Here is a 16659-nt window from a genome sequence, read left to right as displayed (position 1 = left end):
CCGTCGTGGTGGAGGTGGTCACCATGACCGAGCAGTACGAAGTGATCGTCATCGGCGGCGGCGCGGCGGGGCTCTCCGCCGCCCTGGTCCTCGGCCGGGCCCGGCGCCACACGCTGGTCGTCGACGCGGGCGAGCCCCGCAACGCGCCCGCCGCGCACATTCAGGGCTTTCTGTCGCGGGACGGGATGCCGCCGGCGGAGTTCCTGGCCGTCGGCCGGGAGGAGATCGCCCGCTACGGCGTCGAGGTGGTCCGGGGCCGGGCGGTGGACGTGACCCGGAACGACGACGGCGGGAGTTTCACCGTGACCCTCGCCGACGGCCGTGCCGTGCGCGCCCGGCGCCTGGTCGTCGCCACCGGCCTCAAGGACGAACTCCCGGCCGTCCCCGGCGTCGCCGAACGTTTCGGCCGGGACGTCCTGCACTGCCCCTACTGCCACGGCTGGGAGGTCCGCGACCAGCCCTTCGGCGTCCTCGCCACCACCCCGATGAGCGTGCACCAGGCCCTGATGGTCTCCCAGTGGTCCAAGGACGTGACCCTGTTCCTGCACGAGGTCGCCGAGGGCGATCTCTCCGACGACGACCTGCGCCGTCTCGTGGCGGCCGGGGTGTCGGTGGTCCCCGGAGTGGTCGCGGACCTGGTGGTGGAGGACGACCACCTCACGGGCGTCAGGCTCGCCGACGGCTCGACCCACGCCCGCTCGGTGCTCTTCACCGCGCCCCGGCCTCTCCCGCGGACCGGCCTGCTGGAGAAACTGGGCGCCGACCTGGACGAGACCCCCTTCGGCGCCTATCCGGTCATCGACCCGACGGGCCGGACCACGGTCCCGGGTGTCTGGGCCGTCGGCAACGCGATGGGCTTCTCCGAACAGGTCGTCAACGCGGCCTCCTCGGGCTACCGAGCAGGCGCGACGATCAACGGGGACCTCCTGATGACGGACCTGGACGCGGCGACCCCGCGATAGCCGGGTGTGAGGGATCGGCCCGAAGGGCCGTCGCCGCAAAGGGCGCGGGGGGACTGCGAGAGAAGCCCCACTCACCCGCACCCGCACCCGCACCCGCACCCCCTCCCCCGTAGGCGCCCGGCGGAACTCCGTAGGAGCATGGCCCCATGCTCTTCGCCCGGCTCGCCCGCGTGTCGCAAGAGATCGCCGCCACCTCGGCCCGGTCCCGCAAGACGGCCCTGCTCGCCGACCTCTTCCGGGACGCCGAGGAGGCGGACGTGCCGATCGTCATCCCCTACCTCGCGGGCCGCCTGCCCCAGGGCCGCCTGGGCATCGGCTGGAAGGTCCTCGACCAGCAGATCCCACCGGCCACCACCCCCACCCTCACGGTCCGGGAGGTCGACGCCCGGCTGACGGTGATCGGCGCGGTCAGCGGACCCGGTTCGCAGACCGAACGCCGGCGTCTGGTCGGCGAGTTGCTGACGGCGGCCACCGAGGACGAGCAGCGCTACCTGTTCGGCCTGCTCACCGGCGAGGTCCGCCAGGGCGCCCTGGACGCACTGGCCGTGGAGGGCCTGGCCGGGGCCACCGGCGCGCCCGCGGGCGACGTACGGCGGGCGGTGATGCTGGCGGGTTCGCTGCAGACCGTGGCCCAGGCCCTGCTCGCGGAAGGCCCCTCGGCCCTCGCGGGGTTCCGGCTCACCGTCGGCCGACCCGTCCTGCCGATGCTCGCGCACAGCGCGTCCTGCGTCGCGGAGGCCGTGGCGAAACTGAGCGTGTGCGCGGTCGAGGAGAAGCTGGACGGCATCCGCGTCCAGGTCCACCGCGACGGCGAAGACGTACGTCTGTACACCCGCACCCTGGACGACATCACCGACCGGCTGCCCGAACTCACCGCGGCCGCACTGGAGTTGCGGGGCGAAAGGTTCATCCTGGACGGAGAGGTGATCGCGTTCGACGAGACCGGCCGCCCCCGCTCCTTCCAGGAGACCGCCGGGCGCGTCGGCTCCCGGCTGGACGTGACGACGGCCGCCGAACAGATCCCCGTCTCGCCGGTCTTCTTCGACGCGCTCTCCGTGGACGGCCAGGACCTCCTCGACCTCCCCTTCACCGACCGCCACGCCGTACTCGCCCGTCTCGTACCCGAGCCCATGCGGGTCCGCCGCACCCTCGTGGCCGGCCCGGACGACCTGCCCGAGGCGGAACGCTTCCTCGCCGACACCCTGGCACGCGGCCACGAGGGTGTCGTCCTCAAGGCCCTCGACGCCCCCTACAGCGCGGGCCGGCGCGGCGCGTCCTGGCTGAAGGTCAAGCCGGTGCACACCCTCGATCTGGTGGTCCTGGCCGCGGAGTGGGGCCACGGCCGCCGCACGGGCAGGCTCTCCAACCTCCATCTCGGCGCCCGCACCGCCGACGGCTCCTTCGCCATGCTCGGCAAGACCTTCAAGGGCATGACCGACGCCCTGCTGGCCTGGCAGACCGAACGGCTGAGGGAGCTGGCCGTGGAGGAGCACCGCTGGGGCGTGACCGTACGGCCCGAACTCGTCGTCGAGATCGCCTACGACGGGCTGCAGCGCTCCACCCGCTACCCGGCCGGCGTCACCCTCCGCTTCGCCCGGGTGATCCGCTATCGCGACGACAAGACCCCCGCGGAAGCCGATACGGTCGAGACCCTGCTCGCCGCACACCCCGAGGTGACGCGTTGACCACTTTCAAGCGCAGCGCCGGACTGCTGCTGCACCGCCGCACCGAGCACGGCGTCGAGGTCCTGCTCGGCCACATGGGCGGCCCGTACTTCGCGCACAGGGACGCGGGCGCCTGGAGCGTGCCCAAGGGCGAGTACGAGCCGGACGAGCCCGCCTGGGACGCGGCCCGCCGGGAGTTCCAGGAGGAGCTGGGGCTGGTGCCGCCCGACGGGGAGGCCGTACCGCTGGGCGAGGTCCAGCAGAAGAACGGCAAGATCGTCACGGTGTGGGCGATCGAGGCGGACCTCGACCCCGCGACCGTCGTACCGGGCACCTTCCGCATGGAGTGGCCGCCGAGGTCGGGGCGGATCCAGGAGTTCCCGGAGCTGGACCGCGTGGAGTGGCTCACCGTCGAACGGGCCCGGGCCGTGCTCGTCCCGGCGCAGGCGGCGTTTCTCGACCGTCTCACGGAGCACTCGGACTGAGTCCGCGTTGCGGCGTGCGCCGCCGCGCGGGAAGGTCGAAGGACAGCCCACGCAGGAGGCCAGCCATGCCCATCGCCACGGTCAACCCGGCGAACGGCGAGACGCTCAAGACGTACGACGCCATGGGCGAGGAGGAGATCGAGCGCCGCCTCGCCACCGCCGACACCACGTTCCGTACGTACCGGACCACGTCCCTCGTGGAACGCGCCCGGCTGATGCGCCGGGCCGCCGACCTCCTCGACGAGGACACCGAGGACGTCGCACGGGTGATGACGACCGAGATGGGCAAGCCCATCAAGCAGGCCCGCGCCGAGGCCGCCAAATGCGCCAAGGCGATGCGCTGGTACGCCGACCACGCAGAGGTGCTGCTCACCGACGTGGAGCCCTCCGCCGCCGACGTGAAGGACTCGGGCGCCTCCCGGGTCCTGGTCCGCTACCGGCCGCTCGGCCCGGTGCTCGCCGTGATGCCGTGGAACTTCCCGCTCTGGCAGGTGATCCGCTTCGCCGCGCCCGCCCTGATGGCCGGCAACGTGGGCCTGCTCAAGCACGCCTCCAACGTCCCGCAGACCGCGCTCTACCTGGAGGACCTCTTCCGGCGGGCGGGTTTCCCCGAGGGTTGCTTCCAGACGCTGCTCATCGGCTCTGGCGCCGTCGAGGACATCCTGCGCGACCCGCGTGTGAAGGCCGCGACCCTCACCGGCAGCGAGCCCGCCGGCCGGGCCGTCGCCTCGGTCGCCGGGGACGAGGTCAAGAAGACGGTCCTGGAACTGGGCGGCAGCGACCCCTACGTGGTGATGCCGTCCGCCGACATCGAGAAGGCGGCCAGGACCGCCGTGACGGCCCGGGTGCAGAACACCGGCCAGTCGTGCATCGCCGCCAAGCGGTTCATCGTGCACGCCGACGTGTACGACGCCTTCACCGAGCGGTTCGTCGAGGCCATGCGGGCGCTGAAGGTGGGCGACCCGCTGGACGAGGACACCGACGTCGGCCCGCTCTCCGGCGAGCGGGGCCGCGAGGACCTGGAGGCACTGGTCGACGAGGCCGTGGAGAGCGGCGCCACCGTGCTGTGCGGCGCCGAACGCCCCGACGGGCCGGGCTGGTTCTACCCGCCGACCGTCCTCGCCGACATCACCCCCGAGATGCGCGTCCACCAGGAGGAGACGTTCGGCCCGGTGGCCACCCTGTACCGGGTCGCCGACCTCGACGAAGCGATCGCGATCGCCAACGACACACCCTTCGGGCTCAGCTCCAACGTGTGGACCGAGGACGCCGCCGAGGTCGAACGGTTCGTCCGGGACCTGGACGCGGGTGCGGTCTACGTCAACGGCATGACCGCCTCCCACCCGGCGTTCCCGTTCGGCGGGGTCAAGCGGTCCGGTTACGGGCGTGAGCTGTCCGGACACGGAATCCGGGAGTTCTGCAACATCACCACCGTGTGGCACGGCGCGTGAGCGTTCCACGGTTACGATCCCCGTTGTGAACCGCGAAGTGACTCTGCCTCTGATCGTCGACGACCGCGGGAACCTGCAGGTGTCTGCGGCCGATGTGAGCAAGCTGCTGCGGACGGTGGGCGGCCGGTGGCTGCACCTGGTGGAGGCGGGTGAGGAACTCGACGAGGACACGGTGGCGGCGCTGACGATCGAACTGGCGAAGCTGGCGGACCGCATCGACGTGGCGTGCATCGCGCACAGCAGCGGCGGTGCCTCCGGCTAGGGAAGCCGCTCAACAGGGTCGCACGCCGACCGCGGGTCGTCCGTGGCTGATCGCGCGGTGCCCCGCGCCCCTTTCAGGGCGCGCCGGCGTGGTCCAGAACATCGACTCGTACCCCTGCAGCAGTCGGCCGTAGGCGTGCGCCCGGTTCTCGCCGATCCGTCCGGCGTCCAACCCGGCCTGTACCGCGGCCCTCGCCCGCTCCTGCAGTTCCGGTGCCGGCTCGGCGAAGAAGCCGAAGAAGGCGCGGGCTTCGTCGGTGAAGCCGTAGTGGTCGCGGAGAGCCTTCGAGATCGTCGCGCAATAGCCGCCCCAGGAGGCGAAGTTGGCGCTCAGGGCGAGCACCACGTCAGCCGGCGCCGCGCCCAGGGCGAGCCGGGCGACGTACGACGGGTAGGCCTGACAGCCGGGCAGCGGCTCGTACGCCGCCGCCCTCTCCTCGTCCACACCGCAGGCCTCGGCGTACGCCCCGAGCGCCTGCGCCGCCACCGCCTCCCCCTCGGCGAGCATCGCGAAGAAGGGGGCGCTGTCCGGCTCCCTCGGCCGCCGACCGCTCGGCCAGGTGGCGGAAGGAGAGCAGGTCGGCGGCGATGACGAGCCGCTGTTCCAGGGCAAGCGCTCCGGTTCGTCGCGTCGGTGTCGCCACTGTCTTGTCGACTCTCCCACGACAGCGCCGCCCCGTCAGGGGCGCGGGGCTGTGTCGATGTGCGGCTCCGCCGCGTGGGCGCGAGCGGCCACGACGCTCCCGCGGTCGCCCCGGCACCGCCTCTCCTGCGGCCTCACCGAATCGGCATCCCCGACAAGGTCCGAGCGATCACCAGCCGCTGCACCTCACTCGTGCCCTCGAAGATGGTGTAGATGGCCGCGTCCCGGTGCATCCGCTCGACCGGGTACTCACGGGTGTACCCGTTGCCGCCCAGGATCTGGATCGCCTGCGCCGTCACCTTCTTCGCCGTCTCGCTCGCGAACAGCTTCGACTGCGACCCCTCGGCCGCCGTGAACGGCCTGCCGTTGATCGCCATCCAGGAGGCCCGCCACACCAGCAGCCGCGCCGCGTCCACGGACGTCCGCATGTCCGCGAGCTGGAAGGCCACGCCCTGGTTGTCGATGATGGGCCGGCCGAACTGCTCACGGGTCTTGGCGTAGTCGAGGGCCACCTCGTACGCGGCACGGGCGGTGCCCACCGCCATCGCGCCCACCGCCGGACGTGACGCCTCGAACGTGGCCATCGCCGCGTTCTTCAGCCGCTCACCGCCGGCCTTCGCCCGCTCGCGGGCCCGCGCCAGGCGCTCGTCGAGCTTCTCCTTGCCGCCGAGGAGGCAGGAACCGGGGACGCGCACGTCCTCCAGGACGACCTCGGCGGTGTGGGAGGCGCGGATGCCGTGCTTCTTGAACTTCTGGCCCTGCGACAGACCGGGCGTGTTCGGCGGGACGATGAAGGAGGCGTGCCCCTTGGAACCGAGGTCGGCGTCGACCACGGCGACGACGACGTGGACATTGGCGATGCCGCCGTTGGTCGCCCAGGTTTTGGTGCCGTTGAGGACCCACTCGTCCTTGGCCTCGTCGTACACGGCGCGGGTGCGCATGGACGCCACGTCGGAACCGGCGTCGGGCTCGGAGGAGCAGAACGCGGCGACCTTGACATCGTTGGCGTCCCCGTACATCTGGGGGATCCAGGTGCCGATCTGCTCCTCGGTGCCGTTGGCGAGGACGCCCACCGCGGCGAGGCCGGTGCCGACGATGGACAGGGCGATGCCCGCGTCACCCCAGAACAGCTCCTCCATGGCCATGGGGATGCCGAGACCGGTGGGGTCGAAGTACTGCTGGGCGTAGAAGTCGAGGGAGTAGATGCCGACCTTGGCGGCCTCCTGGATCACCGGCCAGGGGGTCTCCTCGCGCTCGTCCCACTCGGCGGCCGCGGGGCGGATCACATCGGCGGCGAACCCGTGGAGCCAGTCGCGGACCTCTCGCTGTTCGTCGTTGAGTTCCATGGTGAACTCGGCCATGACGCGCCTCCAGCACTGCACTAAGATGTTACCTGCGGTAACTGGAGTCTGTTACCGGTCGGTAGGAAAAGTCAACTCCCGCGGCGGGGTCGGTAGCCCGTTCGATCGGCTCGTGCCAATCAGTGTTAGTTTGCGCAGGGCGTCACCGTCATCAGTATGTGGGGGAGAGACTCATGGACACCACGCAGCGGACCGACCAGGAGCGGTCCGCCGACCGTCGTCGGCGCGAGCTGCTGGAGGCCGCGGACAGGGTGGTGCTGCGCGAGGGCCCCGGAGCGTCGATGAACGCCATCGCCGCCGAGGCCGGGATCACCAAGCCGATCCTCTACCGCCACTTCGGCGACAAGAGCGGACTCTACGCCGCTCTCGCCCAGCGCCACACCGACGCCCTCCTCGACGCCCTGCGGGCCGCGTTGGACGCCCCCGCCGAGCGGCGCGAACGCGTCGAGGCGACCCTCGACACCTATCTGGCGGCCATCGAGGCCCGCCCCCAGGTGTACCGCTTCCTCATGCACCCCGCCGAGGCCGGCCAGCCGGGCGAGCAGGGCTTCGACGTCGGCAAGCACTCCGCCCCGCTCCTGCGCCGCATGGGCGAGGAACTCGGCAAAGTCATAGAGGACCGCCTCGATCTCGGCCCCGACAGCCACCGGCTGGCCCGCGTCTGGGGTCACGGCATCGTCGGCATGATGCACGCGGCGGGAGACTGGTGGCTCGGCGAACGCCCCTGCACCCGCGCCGAGTTGGTCAGCTGCCTGGCCGACCTGCTGTGGGGCCGCCTGGCGGCCGCCGGCGACAAGGTCGGCGGCCCGGGTTTCTAGCGGCCCCACTTCTCGGCACGGCTGGTGGACGCGCTCCGTCAGGGGCGTGGGGCCGTATCGCTGTGCGGCTCCGCCGCATGGGCGCGACCAGCCACGATGAACCGGCACGCCCCGACGGGCTCACCGCCCCCACGCCGCTCGGGCGGCCTTCCGCATCACCCGCCGCCGACGCCACCCCGACAGCCGGTCCACATACACCCGGCCCTCAAGGTGATCGCACTCGTGCTGGAGACACCGCGCGAAGAACCCGCTCCCCCACACCCGCACCCGGTCCCCGTCCACCGTGAACCCCTCCACGGCGGCCTCGTCGTACCGCTCCACACCCGCCTCCAGGCCGGGCAGGGACAGACAGCCCTCGGGCCCCCGCAGTACGATCCCCTCGGTCGAGACGAGCCGGGGATTCACGACATGACCCAGATGCCGTACGTCCTCGTCGTCCGGACAGTCGTATACGAACACCCGCAGCGACCGGCCCACCTGGTTCGCGGCAAGACCCACGCCCCGCGCGTCGTACATCGTCGCGAACATATCCTCCACAAGGCGCGCCAGTTCGGGCCCGAACTCCGTCACCTCTTCACAGGGCGCCTGCAGTACGGGGTCCCCGAGCAGTGTCATGGGGAGAACGCGCCCTCGGGCGCCGGGAATCGAGCCGCTTCGCATGGTCGCAAGGGTACGTTCGGACCGATATCGCCGGTCCGGACGCTGGGACGGCCCGGTCGAGATTCGGGCGCGTGAGTGGATCTCGATAGGCTTCGGTCCACACGTTGCCGGGACAGGGCGCGGCGCTGTACGCAAGGAGGATCGAGAACTGATGGCAGGCAACTCGGACCCGCTCACGCCGCGGGCCAAGCTGGCCGTGACGGCGGGCAAGGCGGTCGCGGCGGCATCTCGTGCCGCGGGACGCGGTAGCGGATCTGTGATCGGCGGCCGGGTGGCACTGAAACTCGACCCCGACCTCCTCGCCCGGCTCGCGCAGAGCCTGGACGTCGTCCTGGTCTCGGCCACCAACGGCAAGACCACCACGACCCGGCTGATCGCCGAGGCGCTGCGGGCCGCGGGCCCGGTCGTCTCGAACGCGCTCGGCGCCAACATGCCCGCGGGCATCACCTCGGCCCTCGCCGGGAACTCGGACGCGAAGTTCGCGGTCATCGAGGTCGACGAGAAGTACCTGGCCGGTGTGGCGCGGGACACCGACCCCAAGTGCATCGCGCTGCTCAACCTCTCCCGCGACCAGCTGGACCGGGCCGCCGAGACCCGCATGATGGCGGAGGCGTGGCGGGAGGGCCTGGCCGGCACCAAGGCCGTGGTCGTGGCCAACTGCGACGACCCGCTGATCGTGTGGGCGGCCTCGTCGTCCCCGAACGTGATCTGGGTCGCGGTCGGCCAGATGTGGAAGGACGACGCCTGGTCCTGCCCGTCCTGCGGCGGTGTGATGCAGCGGCCCGGCGACGACTGGTTCTGCGGCGAGTGCGGTTTCCGCCGCCCGACGCCGAGCTGGGCGCTCTCGGGCGACCACGTGCTGGACCCGCACGGCTCGGCCTGGCCGATCCACCTGCAGCTCCCGGGCCGCGCCAACAAGGCCAACGCCGCCTCCTCGGCCGCCACGGCCGCCGTCTTCGGTGTGCCCCCACAGGTCGCCCTGGAACGCATGTACCAGGTCCAGGCGGTCGCCGGACGGTACGACGTGGTGCAGTTCATGCAGCGCGACCTGCGGCTGCTGCTCGCCAAGAACCCGGCGGGCTGGCTGGAGACGTTCTCGCTGATCGACCCGCCGCCGTCGCCGGTGATCCTCTCGGTGAACGCGCGCGGCGCCGACGGCACCGACACCTCCTGGCTGTGGGACGTCGACTACACCCGGCTGACCGGCCACCCGATCTTCGTGCTGGGCGACCGCAAGCTCGACCTCGCGGTACGCCTGGAGGTGGCGAACCAGCACTTCCAGGTCTGCGACACCCTCGACCAGGCGGTGCAGATGTGCCCGCCGGGCCGGATCGAGGTCATCGCCAACTACACCGCGTTCCAGGACCTGCGCCGCCGCGTGGGCAACTGAGCACGCTACGACGAACGACGCCAACGACTCCGAGGGGCACCGACTTACATGAGCGACAACAGTCTGCGGGTCGTCTGGGTCTACCCGGACCTGCTCAGCACCTACGGCGACCAGGGCAACGTCCTCGTCGTCGAGCGCCGGGCGCGGCAGCGCGGCCTGGACGTGGCCCGGCTGGACGTGCGCAGCGACCAGCCGATCCCGACCTCCGGCGACATCTACCTGATCGGCGGCGGCGAGGACCGTCCGCAGCGGCTCGCCGCCGAGCGGCTGCGCCGGGACCGGCATCTGTACCAGGCGATCAACAACGGCGCGATCGTCTTCGCGGTCTGCGCGGGCTACCAGATCCTCGGCCACGAGTTCGTCAACGACCTCGGTCAGCGCGAGCCGGGCCTCGGGCTGCTCGACGTGACCACGACCCGCGGCGAGGGCGAGCGGTGCGTCGGCGACGTCCTCGCGGACATCGACCCGCGCCTCGGCCTGCCCCAGCTCACCGGATTCGAGAACCACCAGGGCGTCACGCACCTCGGTCCCACCGCCCGCCCGTTCGCGAACGTGCGGCTCGGCAAGGGCAACGGCACGGGCGACGGCACGGAGGGCGCGTACAACGACACCGTCTTCGGCACGTACATGCACGGGCCGGTGCTGGCGCGGAACCCGCAGATCGCGGACCTGCTGCTGAAGCTGGCACTGGACGTGAACGCGCTGCCGCCGACCGACGACCGCTGGTTCGAGGCGCTGCGCGACGAGCGCATCTCCTCCGCCCAGCAGCCCGCCTAGCAGGTCACGGCAGGACGCCGAGGCTCCTCAGAAACGGTTCCTCAGTGCCCGTACGAAAGCCCGTCCGATAGCGCCCCCGCTCATGTGTGAAAGCCCGTCTGACCAGGGCTCCGCTCACCTGTGCGGGGGCGTCCAGCAGGCGGACGCCCGCTACGGCCGGGCCCCCCGCCGCCGGTAGGGTGGCGGGGATTCCAGCCGGACAGCGTGGTCCGGTACCCGGCCCACGTCGAGAAGGTATTCGGGCTATGCGCATTGGTGTCCTCACGTCCGGCGGCGACTGTCCCGGACTGAACGCCGTCATCCGGTCCGTCGTGCACCGCGCCGTCGTCGACCACGGCGACGAGGTCATCGGCTTCCGGGACGGCTGGAAAGGCCTGCTGGACTGCGACTACCTCAAGCTCGACCTGGACGCCGTGGCCGGCATCCTGGCCCGCGGCGGCACGATCCTCGGTTCCTCCCGGGTCCAGCCCTCACATCTGCGCGACGGTGTGGCGCGGGCCCGGAGCCATGTCGAGGAGCTGGGGCTCGACGCGATCATCCCCATCGGCGGTGAGGGCACGCTCAAGGCGGCCCGGCTGATGTCGGACAGCGGTCTGCCCGTCGTGGGCGTGCCGAAGACCATCGACAACGACATCGCGGTCACGGACGTCACCTTCGGCTTCGACACGGCCGTCGGTGTGGCCACGGAGGCCCTGGACCGGCTGAAGACGACCGCCGAGTCCCACCAGCGGGTCCTGGTCGTGGAGGTCATGGGCCGCCACACCGGCTGGATCGCGCTCCACTCCGGCATGGCGGCCGGCGCGCACGCCATCGTCGTACCGGAACGGCCCTTCGACATCGAGGAGCTGACCGCGAAGGTCGCCCAGCGGTTCTCGGCGGGCAAGCGGTTCGCGATCGTCGTCGCCGCGGAGGGCGCGAAGCCCAGGGCCGGGTCGATGGACTTCGACGAGGGCGGCAAGGACATCTACGGTCACGAGCGCTTCGCGGGGATCGCGCGGCAGCTCTCGGTCGAGCTGGAGCAGCGCCTCGGCAAGGAGGCCCGGCCGGTGATCCTCGGGCATGTGCAGCGGGGCGGGACGCCGACCGCGTACGACCGGGTGCTCGCCACGCGGTTCGGGTGGCACGCGGTGGAGGCCGTGCACCGGGGAGAGTTCGGGAACATGACCGCGCTGCGGGGCACCGACATCGTGATGGTGCCGCTCGCCGAGGCCGTGGAGACGCTGAAGACGGTGCCGGAGGAGCGGTACGACGAGGCGGAGTGCGTGCTCTAGCGTGCCGCCGAGGATTCAGGAGTGAGGTACGCCCCCGGTCGTGATCGCGACCGGGGGCGGTTCTAGTCTGGGGGCGGACAGACAGCACAACCCCCCACGAAGCAGGAGCCGGCGGATGGACCACAGCGGGCACGGTACGGGGCTTTTGCCCTTCACCCTGGGGCGGGGGCTCGCGTGGTCGGCCGACCCGTTCTTCCTCGTCGCCTGCCTGGCGGGACTGGCCCTGTACGGCTGGGGCGTCGTGCGGCTCGTGCGGCGCGGGGACAAGTGGCCGGTGGGGCGGACCGTCGCCTACGTCGCGGGTGTGCTGCTGGTGATGCTGGTGACGTGCACCGGACTCAACGACTACGGCATGGTCATGTTCAGCGTGCACATGGTCCAGCACATGGTCATCAGCATGGTGGCGCCGATCATGCTGCTGCTCGGAGCGCCGGTCACGCTGGCGCTGCGGGCGCTGCCGGTGGCGGGCAGGGGCCGCAAGGGGCTCCGTGAGCTGCTGCTGATGTTCCTGCACAGCTGGTACATGAAGATCGTCACGCACCCGGCGTTCACGATCCCGATGTTCATCGCGAGCCTGTACGGGCTGTACTTCACCCCGATCTTCGACTTCCTGATGGGGTCGACCCTCGGGCACATCGTGATGATGACCCACTTCCTGATGGTGGGCCTGTTCTTCTTCTGGCCGATCATGGGCGTGGACCCCGGCCCGCACCGCCCCGGCTATCTGATGCGGATGCTGGAGCTGTTCGCCGGCATGCCGTTCCACGCGTTCTTCGGCATCGCGCTGATGATGGCGTCAGCACCGATGGTGAAGACGTACGAGAACCCGCCCGCCTCCCTCGGCATCGACGCCCTCACCGACCAGAACGCGGCCGGCGGGATCGCCTGGGCGTTCAGCGAGATCCCCTCGGTGCTCGTACTGCTCGCACTGCTCTTCCAGTGGTACGGCTCCGAGCAGCGACAGGCCCGGCGCATGGACCGCGCGGCCGACCGGGACGGCGACAAGGAACTCGAGGCGTACAACGCCTATCTCGCCTCACTCGACGCACGCGGACGCTGAGCCGCAATCCTCCGTCGGACCCCATTCTTTTGTTCGACCCCGGGACCACACTTCTCCCCAATTCCCCTTGACCAGAAGGCTTTTCCTTTCAGTAGCATGATGCCTGAGCCCCGCTTCCGTTCCGCGGGGTGACAGGGGAAACCGCCGGGGGGAGCGGTCATGACCATCAACGCATGCTTACCGACGCGCACACCATTGCGCTTACGAACACGCTTACGAATTACGGGGAAATCGACTGCCCGGCGGATCGCCGTCCTTCTCGTCGGCGCGATGCTCCTCAGCGGTTGCGGCGACTCGGCCCCGTCCCTGCTCGCGGTGAAGGCGGTGGCCGCGGGGGTCGCCTCCGTCGCACCTTTCTTCGACGAGGGGGAACGGCTCGGCCGGGACGAACCCCGGCTGACGCCTCTGGAGCCGCACAGCGGTCTGCAGCAGGGCAACGCACCCGGCCTGTACGGGGGCACACAGAAGCCCAAGGTCTGCGACGTGCGCAAGCTGGAGGATTTCCTCACCGCACCGGAGAACAAGAATAAGGCTCAGGAATGGGCCCGTATCACCGGTGTCGATGCCGACGGCATCGGACGTTATCTCGACGAACTCACCCCTGTTCTCCTGCGCCACGACACCCTCGTGAAGAACCACGACTACAAGAAGGGCAAAGCTGTTCCCTTCGACGCGTTGCTGGAAGCCGGTATCGCCGTTCTGGTCGACGATCAGGGTTTGCCCGCCGTGAAGTGCAGTTGCGGAAATCCGCTCCGCGCGTTCGACGCGGACCCCGCACGCGTCGAGGTGAAGTTCCCGGGCGACAGGAAGTGGAAGGGCTACGACAAGTCCGGGATGGTCGTCGTGGAACCCGCCCCCGGGCAGCTCAAGGAGATCAAGCTCGTCGACGTCGAGGACCCGGGCCGGGGCATCAGCCGTGAGGTCGGCACCACGGGCGAGTCCGACACGACGTTCGACACTCGGGCCCGGCAGGCCGTGCCGAAGGTGCGGGGGATGACCTTCGACGAGGCGAGCGCGGCCATGGCGGACAGGGGGCTGGCGGTGACGGTCGCCGGGGAGGCGCTGCCGCCGGGCGACACGCCGGTGACGGGGTCCAGCCCCGGACCGGGCACCGAGCTGGAGTTCGGCGCCGCGGTGGCCCTGGCGGTGGACCGGCCGGGCGGAACGGCCGAGGCGAACAGCGGGGACTCGGAACCCGCGTCGGGGTCGAGGTCGGGGTCGGGGTCGGGGTCGGAAACAGACTCCGGGGCCGGGGCCGGGCCCTCGGACTCGGGCTCAAGTACAGGCTCAAGCACGGGCTCGGGCTCGGGTGCCGCGAGGTCCGGGCCGACCGAGCCCTCCAGGACGGGCGACTCGTCGACCGGCGGATCTCCGTCGGAGAGCGGGTCGACGCCGACGGACGGGAACACGACCCCGTCGGGCGGGGGACCCCCCTCGTCGGGCGGTGGGTCGTCAGGCGGTGGGTCGGCCGGCGGTGGGTCGGCCGGCACCGGGTCGACGGACGGGGGAGCGTCGCCCCCCGAGTCGGTCGCTCCCCCGGCGACGGGCGGCACCACGCTGGTGCCCTCGCCGTCCACGCCGTCCGAGAGGGCCGTGCCGGAACCCGACCCTCCGCCGAGTCCGTCCGCTCCCTCCTCGGCGCCCGTGCCGTCCACGTCGAGCGGAACGCCGCCGCCTCCCGAGCCCGAGCCCGAGCCGGATCCCGATCCCGATCCCGATCCCATCCCTCCGCAGGACAGTGACCCGCCTCCCGACGGGCCCACGACGAGCGATCCGGAACCGCTCGGTGGTGCCCCGGCCCCGGCGGGCGGGCCGGGAGACCCTGGGGATCCGGGCCTCCCCCTCGACGACCCCGCCCAGCTGCCCGTACGGATCTGAACCTCGGGAGTGACCGATGCACTCAGAAGCACCGGAGTCGGGGGTCGGCCGGATCATCGCCGACCGCTATCACCTGCTGAACCGGCTGGGCAGCGGCGGCATGGGCCATGTCTGGCTGGCGCACGACCGCCGGCTGGACTGCGAGGTGGCGCTCAAGGAGATCGTGTTCCGCAGTCCGGGCGAGGCCGAGCGGGAGCGCACGGCCCGGGTGGCCCGCGCCCGCGCCGAGGCACGGCACGCCGCCGGGCTGCGCGCCCACCCGAACGTGGTCACCGTGCACGACGTCCTGGAACACGAAACGCTGCCGTGGATCGTCATGGAGTACGTGCCGGGCGCCCTCGACCTGAAGGCGCTCGTCGACCTTCACGGCGCCCTCGATCCCGCCGAGTGCGCCCGGATCGGGCTGGCCGTGCTGGACGCGCTGACCGCCGGGCACGAGCGCGGCGTCATGCACCGGGACGTCAAGCCGGCCAACATCCTGCTCGCCCCGGACCGCGCCGGATCGCCGTACGCCCGCGTCCTTCTCACCGACTACGGCATCTCCGTCCAGCCCGACACCCAGGAGACCCGGCACACGCGGTCGCACGTCCTGATCGGGACCGCCGCCTACCTCGCACCCGAGCGGGCGCAGGGCGGGCCGCCGACCGCCGCGTCCGACCTGTTCTCACTGGGCTGCACGCTCTACCACGCCGTCGAGGGCTACGGGCCGTTCGACCGCGACTCCGAGATCGCGGCGCTGACCTCGATCGTCCTGGACGCCCCGCGTCCCATGATGCGGGCCGGTGCGCTGGAGGCGGTGCTGACCGCCATGCTCGCCAAGGATCCCGCGCGCCGGATCACGGCGGCCGAGACCGAGGCGGCGCTCTCCGCGATCGTCACGCCCCAGGCCCACCCTCTCCCCGCGCCCGACCTCGGCTCACGATCGCAGTGGGCGAACGAGCCCTCGCACACCGCCGAGCCGGAGGTCCCCGCCCTCCCCCGGGGCACGCACGAGACGCCGTGGAACACGTCGTCGGGGGCGCCCGGCAGGCCGGACGTCTGGTCCCCGGCGGAACACCGGTCCGCCGGGGACCGGGGCCTCGGTCCTCAGCGACCCGGCGGCGCCGGCGGGCGCTCCCGGGGGCACGGTGGCCGGGCCCTCCTCGCGGGCGTGGCCACCGCCCTCGGCCTGGCGCTGGTGGCCGGCGGGGTCTGGTCCGCCGTGCAGAACCTGAGGGACCTCCCGGGTGGGCTCGGCGGCAGCGGTGACACCCTGAGCGCGGAACTGCCCTACGGGCCGGCCGTGGGGCTGGTGGAGCCGTTGCGGGACGGCGACTGCGTGGACGTCACCTGGGCCGGGACGCCCTTCTCGGACGCCGCCCGGCTGCGGCTCGTGCCTGCCTGCACCGGGCGCACGATGGACGGCCAGGTGATGGCCTCCTACGAGGCCTCGTCCGCCGAGGACGCCAGGACGGGCGGCGCCGACCGGTGCGAGCAGCTCACGGTGGAGGCGCGCGAGAAGCTCGTGGACGTCCGGACCTACGCCGTCCTGCCGACCACCGACGGATTCGACGCCGCCCGGCATCGGGTCGCCTGTCTGCTGATGGGCGAGCGCAGGCCGGTCTACGGACCGCTCGGCGCGTACCGGACGCTGGGAGAGACGGTCATCACCGACGTGGCCACCCTGCAGAAGCAGGACTGTCTCGACCGGATCTCCGACAACACGATCCGGCTGGTCTCCTGCGAGGACAGCCATGAGCAGAAGGTGCTCGGCTTCCACGAGATGGGTGCCGGGATCACGTACGACAAGGCGCAGGACACAGCGCTCGCGGCCTGTGTGAAGAACCTGCCGCCGCGGCAGTACGGCCATGAGCCCGGCGTCACCGCTTCCGGCTTCTGGATCAGCGAGGACGGCTGGAAAAAAGGCGCGCATTTCGTCGTCTGCACTGTCATTTCCGGTAGTGGGGGCACCATGGAGGGAGAAGAAGCCTGAGGAAGG

General features: G+C 71.4%; 15 protein-coding genes. 12 read left to right on the top strand and 3 right to left on the bottom strand.

The window, feature by feature from the left end; genetic code table 11:
* Positions 1-23: 23 nt before the first annotated feature.
* The 5 genes from STRBO_RS0117630 to STRBO_RS0117610 all read left to right on the top strand — a co-directional run bounded on the left by STRBO_RS0117630 (position 24) and on the right by STRBO_RS0117610 (position 4824).
* Positions 24-962 carry an NAD(P)/FAD-dependent oxidoreductase gene (locus STRBO_RS0117630; RefSeq protein WP_020665567.1) on the top strand — a complete coding sequence of 313 codons (939 nt, stop codon included), beginning with the start codon at positions 24-26 and terminating at the stop codon, positions 960-962.
* Positions 963-1108: 146 nt separating this feature from the next.
* Positions 1109-2647: an ATP-dependent DNA ligase gene (locus tag STRBO_RS0117625; RefSeq protein WP_005475353.1), complete on the top strand. Its 1539-nt coding sequence runs from the start codon at positions 1109-1111 to the stop codon at positions 2645-2647.
* Positions 2644-3111, top strand: coding sequence for an NUDIX hydrolase (locus STRBO_RS0117620; protein WP_005475354.1), 468 nt, complete (start codon positions 2644-2646; stop codon positions 3109-3111). The genes STRBO_RS0117625 and STRBO_RS0117620 overlap by 4 nt, the downstream gene beginning before the upstream one ends.
* A gap of 65 nt (positions 3112-3176) precedes the next feature.
* Entirely contained in the window at positions 3177-4562 is a 1386-nt protein-coding gene (locus STRBO_RS0117615; RefSeq protein ID WP_005475355.1) for an NADP-dependent succinic semialdehyde dehydrogenase, read from the top strand.
* A gap of 25 nt (positions 4563-4587) precedes the next feature.
* Entirely contained in the window at positions 4588-4824 is a 237-nt protein-coding gene (locus STRBO_RS0117610) for a DUF6213 family protein (RefSeq protein ID WP_005475356.1), read from the top strand.
* Positions 4825-4833: 9 nt separating this feature from the next.
* Here STRBO_RS0117610 and STRBO_RS40200 read toward each other — a convergent pair whose 3' ends face one another.
* Together STRBO_RS40200 and STRBO_RS0117600 are read right to left on the bottom strand one after the other, a co-directional pair.
* Positions 4834-5331 carry a thiaminase II/PqqC family protein gene (locus STRBO_RS40200; protein WP_020114531.1) on the bottom strand — a complete coding sequence of 166 codons (498 nt, stop codon included), beginning with the start codon at positions 5329-5331 and terminating at the stop codon, positions 4834-4836.
* A 269-nt stretch (positions 5332-5600) separates the two neighbouring features.
* Positions 5601-6827, bottom strand: a complete 1227-nt coding sequence (locus STRBO_RS0117600; RefSeq protein WP_005475358.1) for an acyl-CoA dehydrogenase family protein — start codon at positions 6825-6827, stop codon at positions 5601-5603.
* A 173-nt stretch (positions 6828-7000) separates the two neighbouring features.
* Here STRBO_RS0117600 and STRBO_RS0117595 point away from each other — a divergent pair, with 173 nt between their 5' ends.
* A complete protein-coding gene (locus STRBO_RS0117595; protein ID WP_005475359.1) occupies positions 7001-7645 on the top strand; it encodes a TetR/AcrR family transcriptional regulator in 645 nt (214 codons plus the stop codon).
* A gap of 120 nt (positions 7646-7765) precedes the next feature.
* Here STRBO_RS0117595 and def read toward each other — a convergent pair whose 3' ends face one another.
* Complete coding sequence (gene def / locus STRBO_RS0117590) at positions 7766-8305, bottom strand: peptide deformylase (protein ID WP_028796711.1); 540 nt, start codon at positions 8303-8305, stop codon at positions 7766-7768.
* A 151-nt stretch (positions 8306-8456) separates the two neighbouring features.
* Here def and STRBO_RS0117585 point away from each other — a divergent pair, with 151 nt between their 5' ends.
* The 6 genes from STRBO_RS0117585 to STRBO_RS0117560 all read left to right on the top strand — a co-directional run bounded on the left by STRBO_RS0117585 (position 8457) and on the right by STRBO_RS0117560 (position 16653).
* On the top strand, positions 8457-9695 hold the full coding sequence (locus STRBO_RS0117585; protein ID WP_005475362.1) for a Mur ligase family protein: 1239 nt from the start codon (positions 8457-8459) through the stop codon (positions 9693-9695).
* Between the two features lie 48 nt (positions 9696-9743).
* Positions 9744-10472 (top strand): type 1 glutamine amidotransferase, encoded by a 729-nt coding sequence (locus STRBO_RS0117580; protein WP_005475363.1) that lies wholly within the window; start codon positions 9744-9746, stop codon positions 10470-10472.
* 245 nt (positions 10473-10717) lie between these two features.
* The gene (locus STRBO_RS0117575; RefSeq protein ID WP_005475364.1) at positions 10718-11743 is read left to right on the top strand and encodes a 6-phosphofructokinase; all 1026 of its coding nucleotides are present in this window, start codon (positions 10718-10720) and stop codon (positions 11741-11743) included.
* A gap of 115 nt (positions 11744-11858) precedes the next feature.
* On the top strand, positions 11859-12803 hold the full coding sequence (locus STRBO_RS0117570; RefSeq protein WP_005475365.1) for a cytochrome c oxidase assembly protein: 945 nt from the start codon (positions 11859-11861) through the stop codon (positions 12801-12803).
* 270 nt (positions 12804-13073) lie between these two features.
* Positions 13074-14681: a PASTA domain-containing protein gene (locus tag STRBO_RS0117565; protein WP_005475366.1), complete on the top strand. Its 1608-nt coding sequence runs from the start codon at positions 13074-13076 to the stop codon at positions 14679-14681.
* A 16-nt stretch (positions 14682-14697) separates the two neighbouring features.
* The gene (locus STRBO_RS0117560; RefSeq protein WP_005475367.1) at positions 14698-16653 is read left to right on the top strand and encodes a serine/threonine-protein kinase; all 1956 of its coding nucleotides are present in this window, start codon (positions 14698-14700) and stop codon (positions 16651-16653) included.
* The last annotated feature ends 6 nt before the right edge of the window (positions 16654-16659 follow it).

Origin of the sequence: Streptomyces bottropensis ATCC 25435, from assembly GCF_000383595.1 — a bacterium.
Lineage (GTDB): Bacteria > Actinomycetota > Actinomycetes > Streptomycetales > Streptomycetaceae > Streptomyces > Streptomyces bottropensis.
This window is presented reverse-complemented; position numbering and strand designations above follow the sequence as displayed.

Bases quoted from the DNA above. Each gene is read 5' to 3' on its own strand.
- STRBO_RS0117565 (WP_005475366.1), top strand. From the start codon at position 13,074: ATGCTCCTCAGCGGTTGCGGCGACTCGGCCCCGTCCCTGCTCGCGGTG.
- STRBO_RS0117560 (WP_005475367.1), top strand. From the start codon at position 14,698: ATGCACTCAGAAGCACCGGAGTCGGGGGTCGGCCGGATCATCGCCGAC.
- STRBO_RS0117570 (WP_005475365.1), top strand. From the start codon at position 11,859: ATGGACCACAGCGGGCACGGTACGGGGCTTTTGCCCTTCACCCTGGGG.
- STRBO_RS0117615 (WP_005475355.1), top strand. From the start codon at position 3,177: ATGCCCATCGCCACGGTCAACCCGGCGAACGGCGAGACGCTCAAGACG.
- STRBO_RS0117600 (WP_005475358.1), bottom strand. From the start codon at position 6,827: ATGGCCGAGTTCACCATGGAACTCAACGACGAACAGCGAGAGGTCCGC.
- STRBO_RS0117585 (WP_005475362.1), top strand. From the start codon at position 8,457: ATGGCAGGCAACTCGGACCCGCTCACGCCGCGGGCCAAGCTGGCCGTG.
- STRBO_RS0117595 (WP_005475359.1), top strand. From the start codon at position 7,001: ATGGACACCACGCAGCGGACCGACCAGGAGCGGTCCGCCGACCGTCGT.
- STRBO_RS0117580 (WP_005475363.1), top strand. From the start codon at position 9,744: ATGAGCGACAACAGTCTGCGGGTCGTCTGGGTCTACCCGGACCTGCTC.
- STRBO_RS0117630 (WP_020665567.1), top strand. From the start codon at position 24: ATGACCGAGCAGTACGAAGTGATCGTCATCGGCGGCGGCGCGGCGGGG.
- def (WP_028796711.1), bottom strand. From the start codon at position 8,305: ATGCGAAGCGGCTCGATTCCCGGCGCCCGAGGGCGCGTTCTCCCCATG.
- STRBO_RS40200 (WP_020114531.1), bottom strand. From the start codon at position 5,331: ATGCTCGCCGAGGGGGAGGCGGTGGCGGCGCAGGCGCTCGGGGCGTAC.
- STRBO_RS0117575 (WP_005475364.1), top strand. From the start codon at position 10,718: ATGCGCATTGGTGTCCTCACGTCCGGCGGCGACTGTCCCGGACTGAAC.
- STRBO_RS0117625 (WP_005475353.1), top strand. From the start codon at position 1,109: ATGCTCTTCGCCCGGCTCGCCCGCGTGTCGCAAGAGATCGCCGCCACC.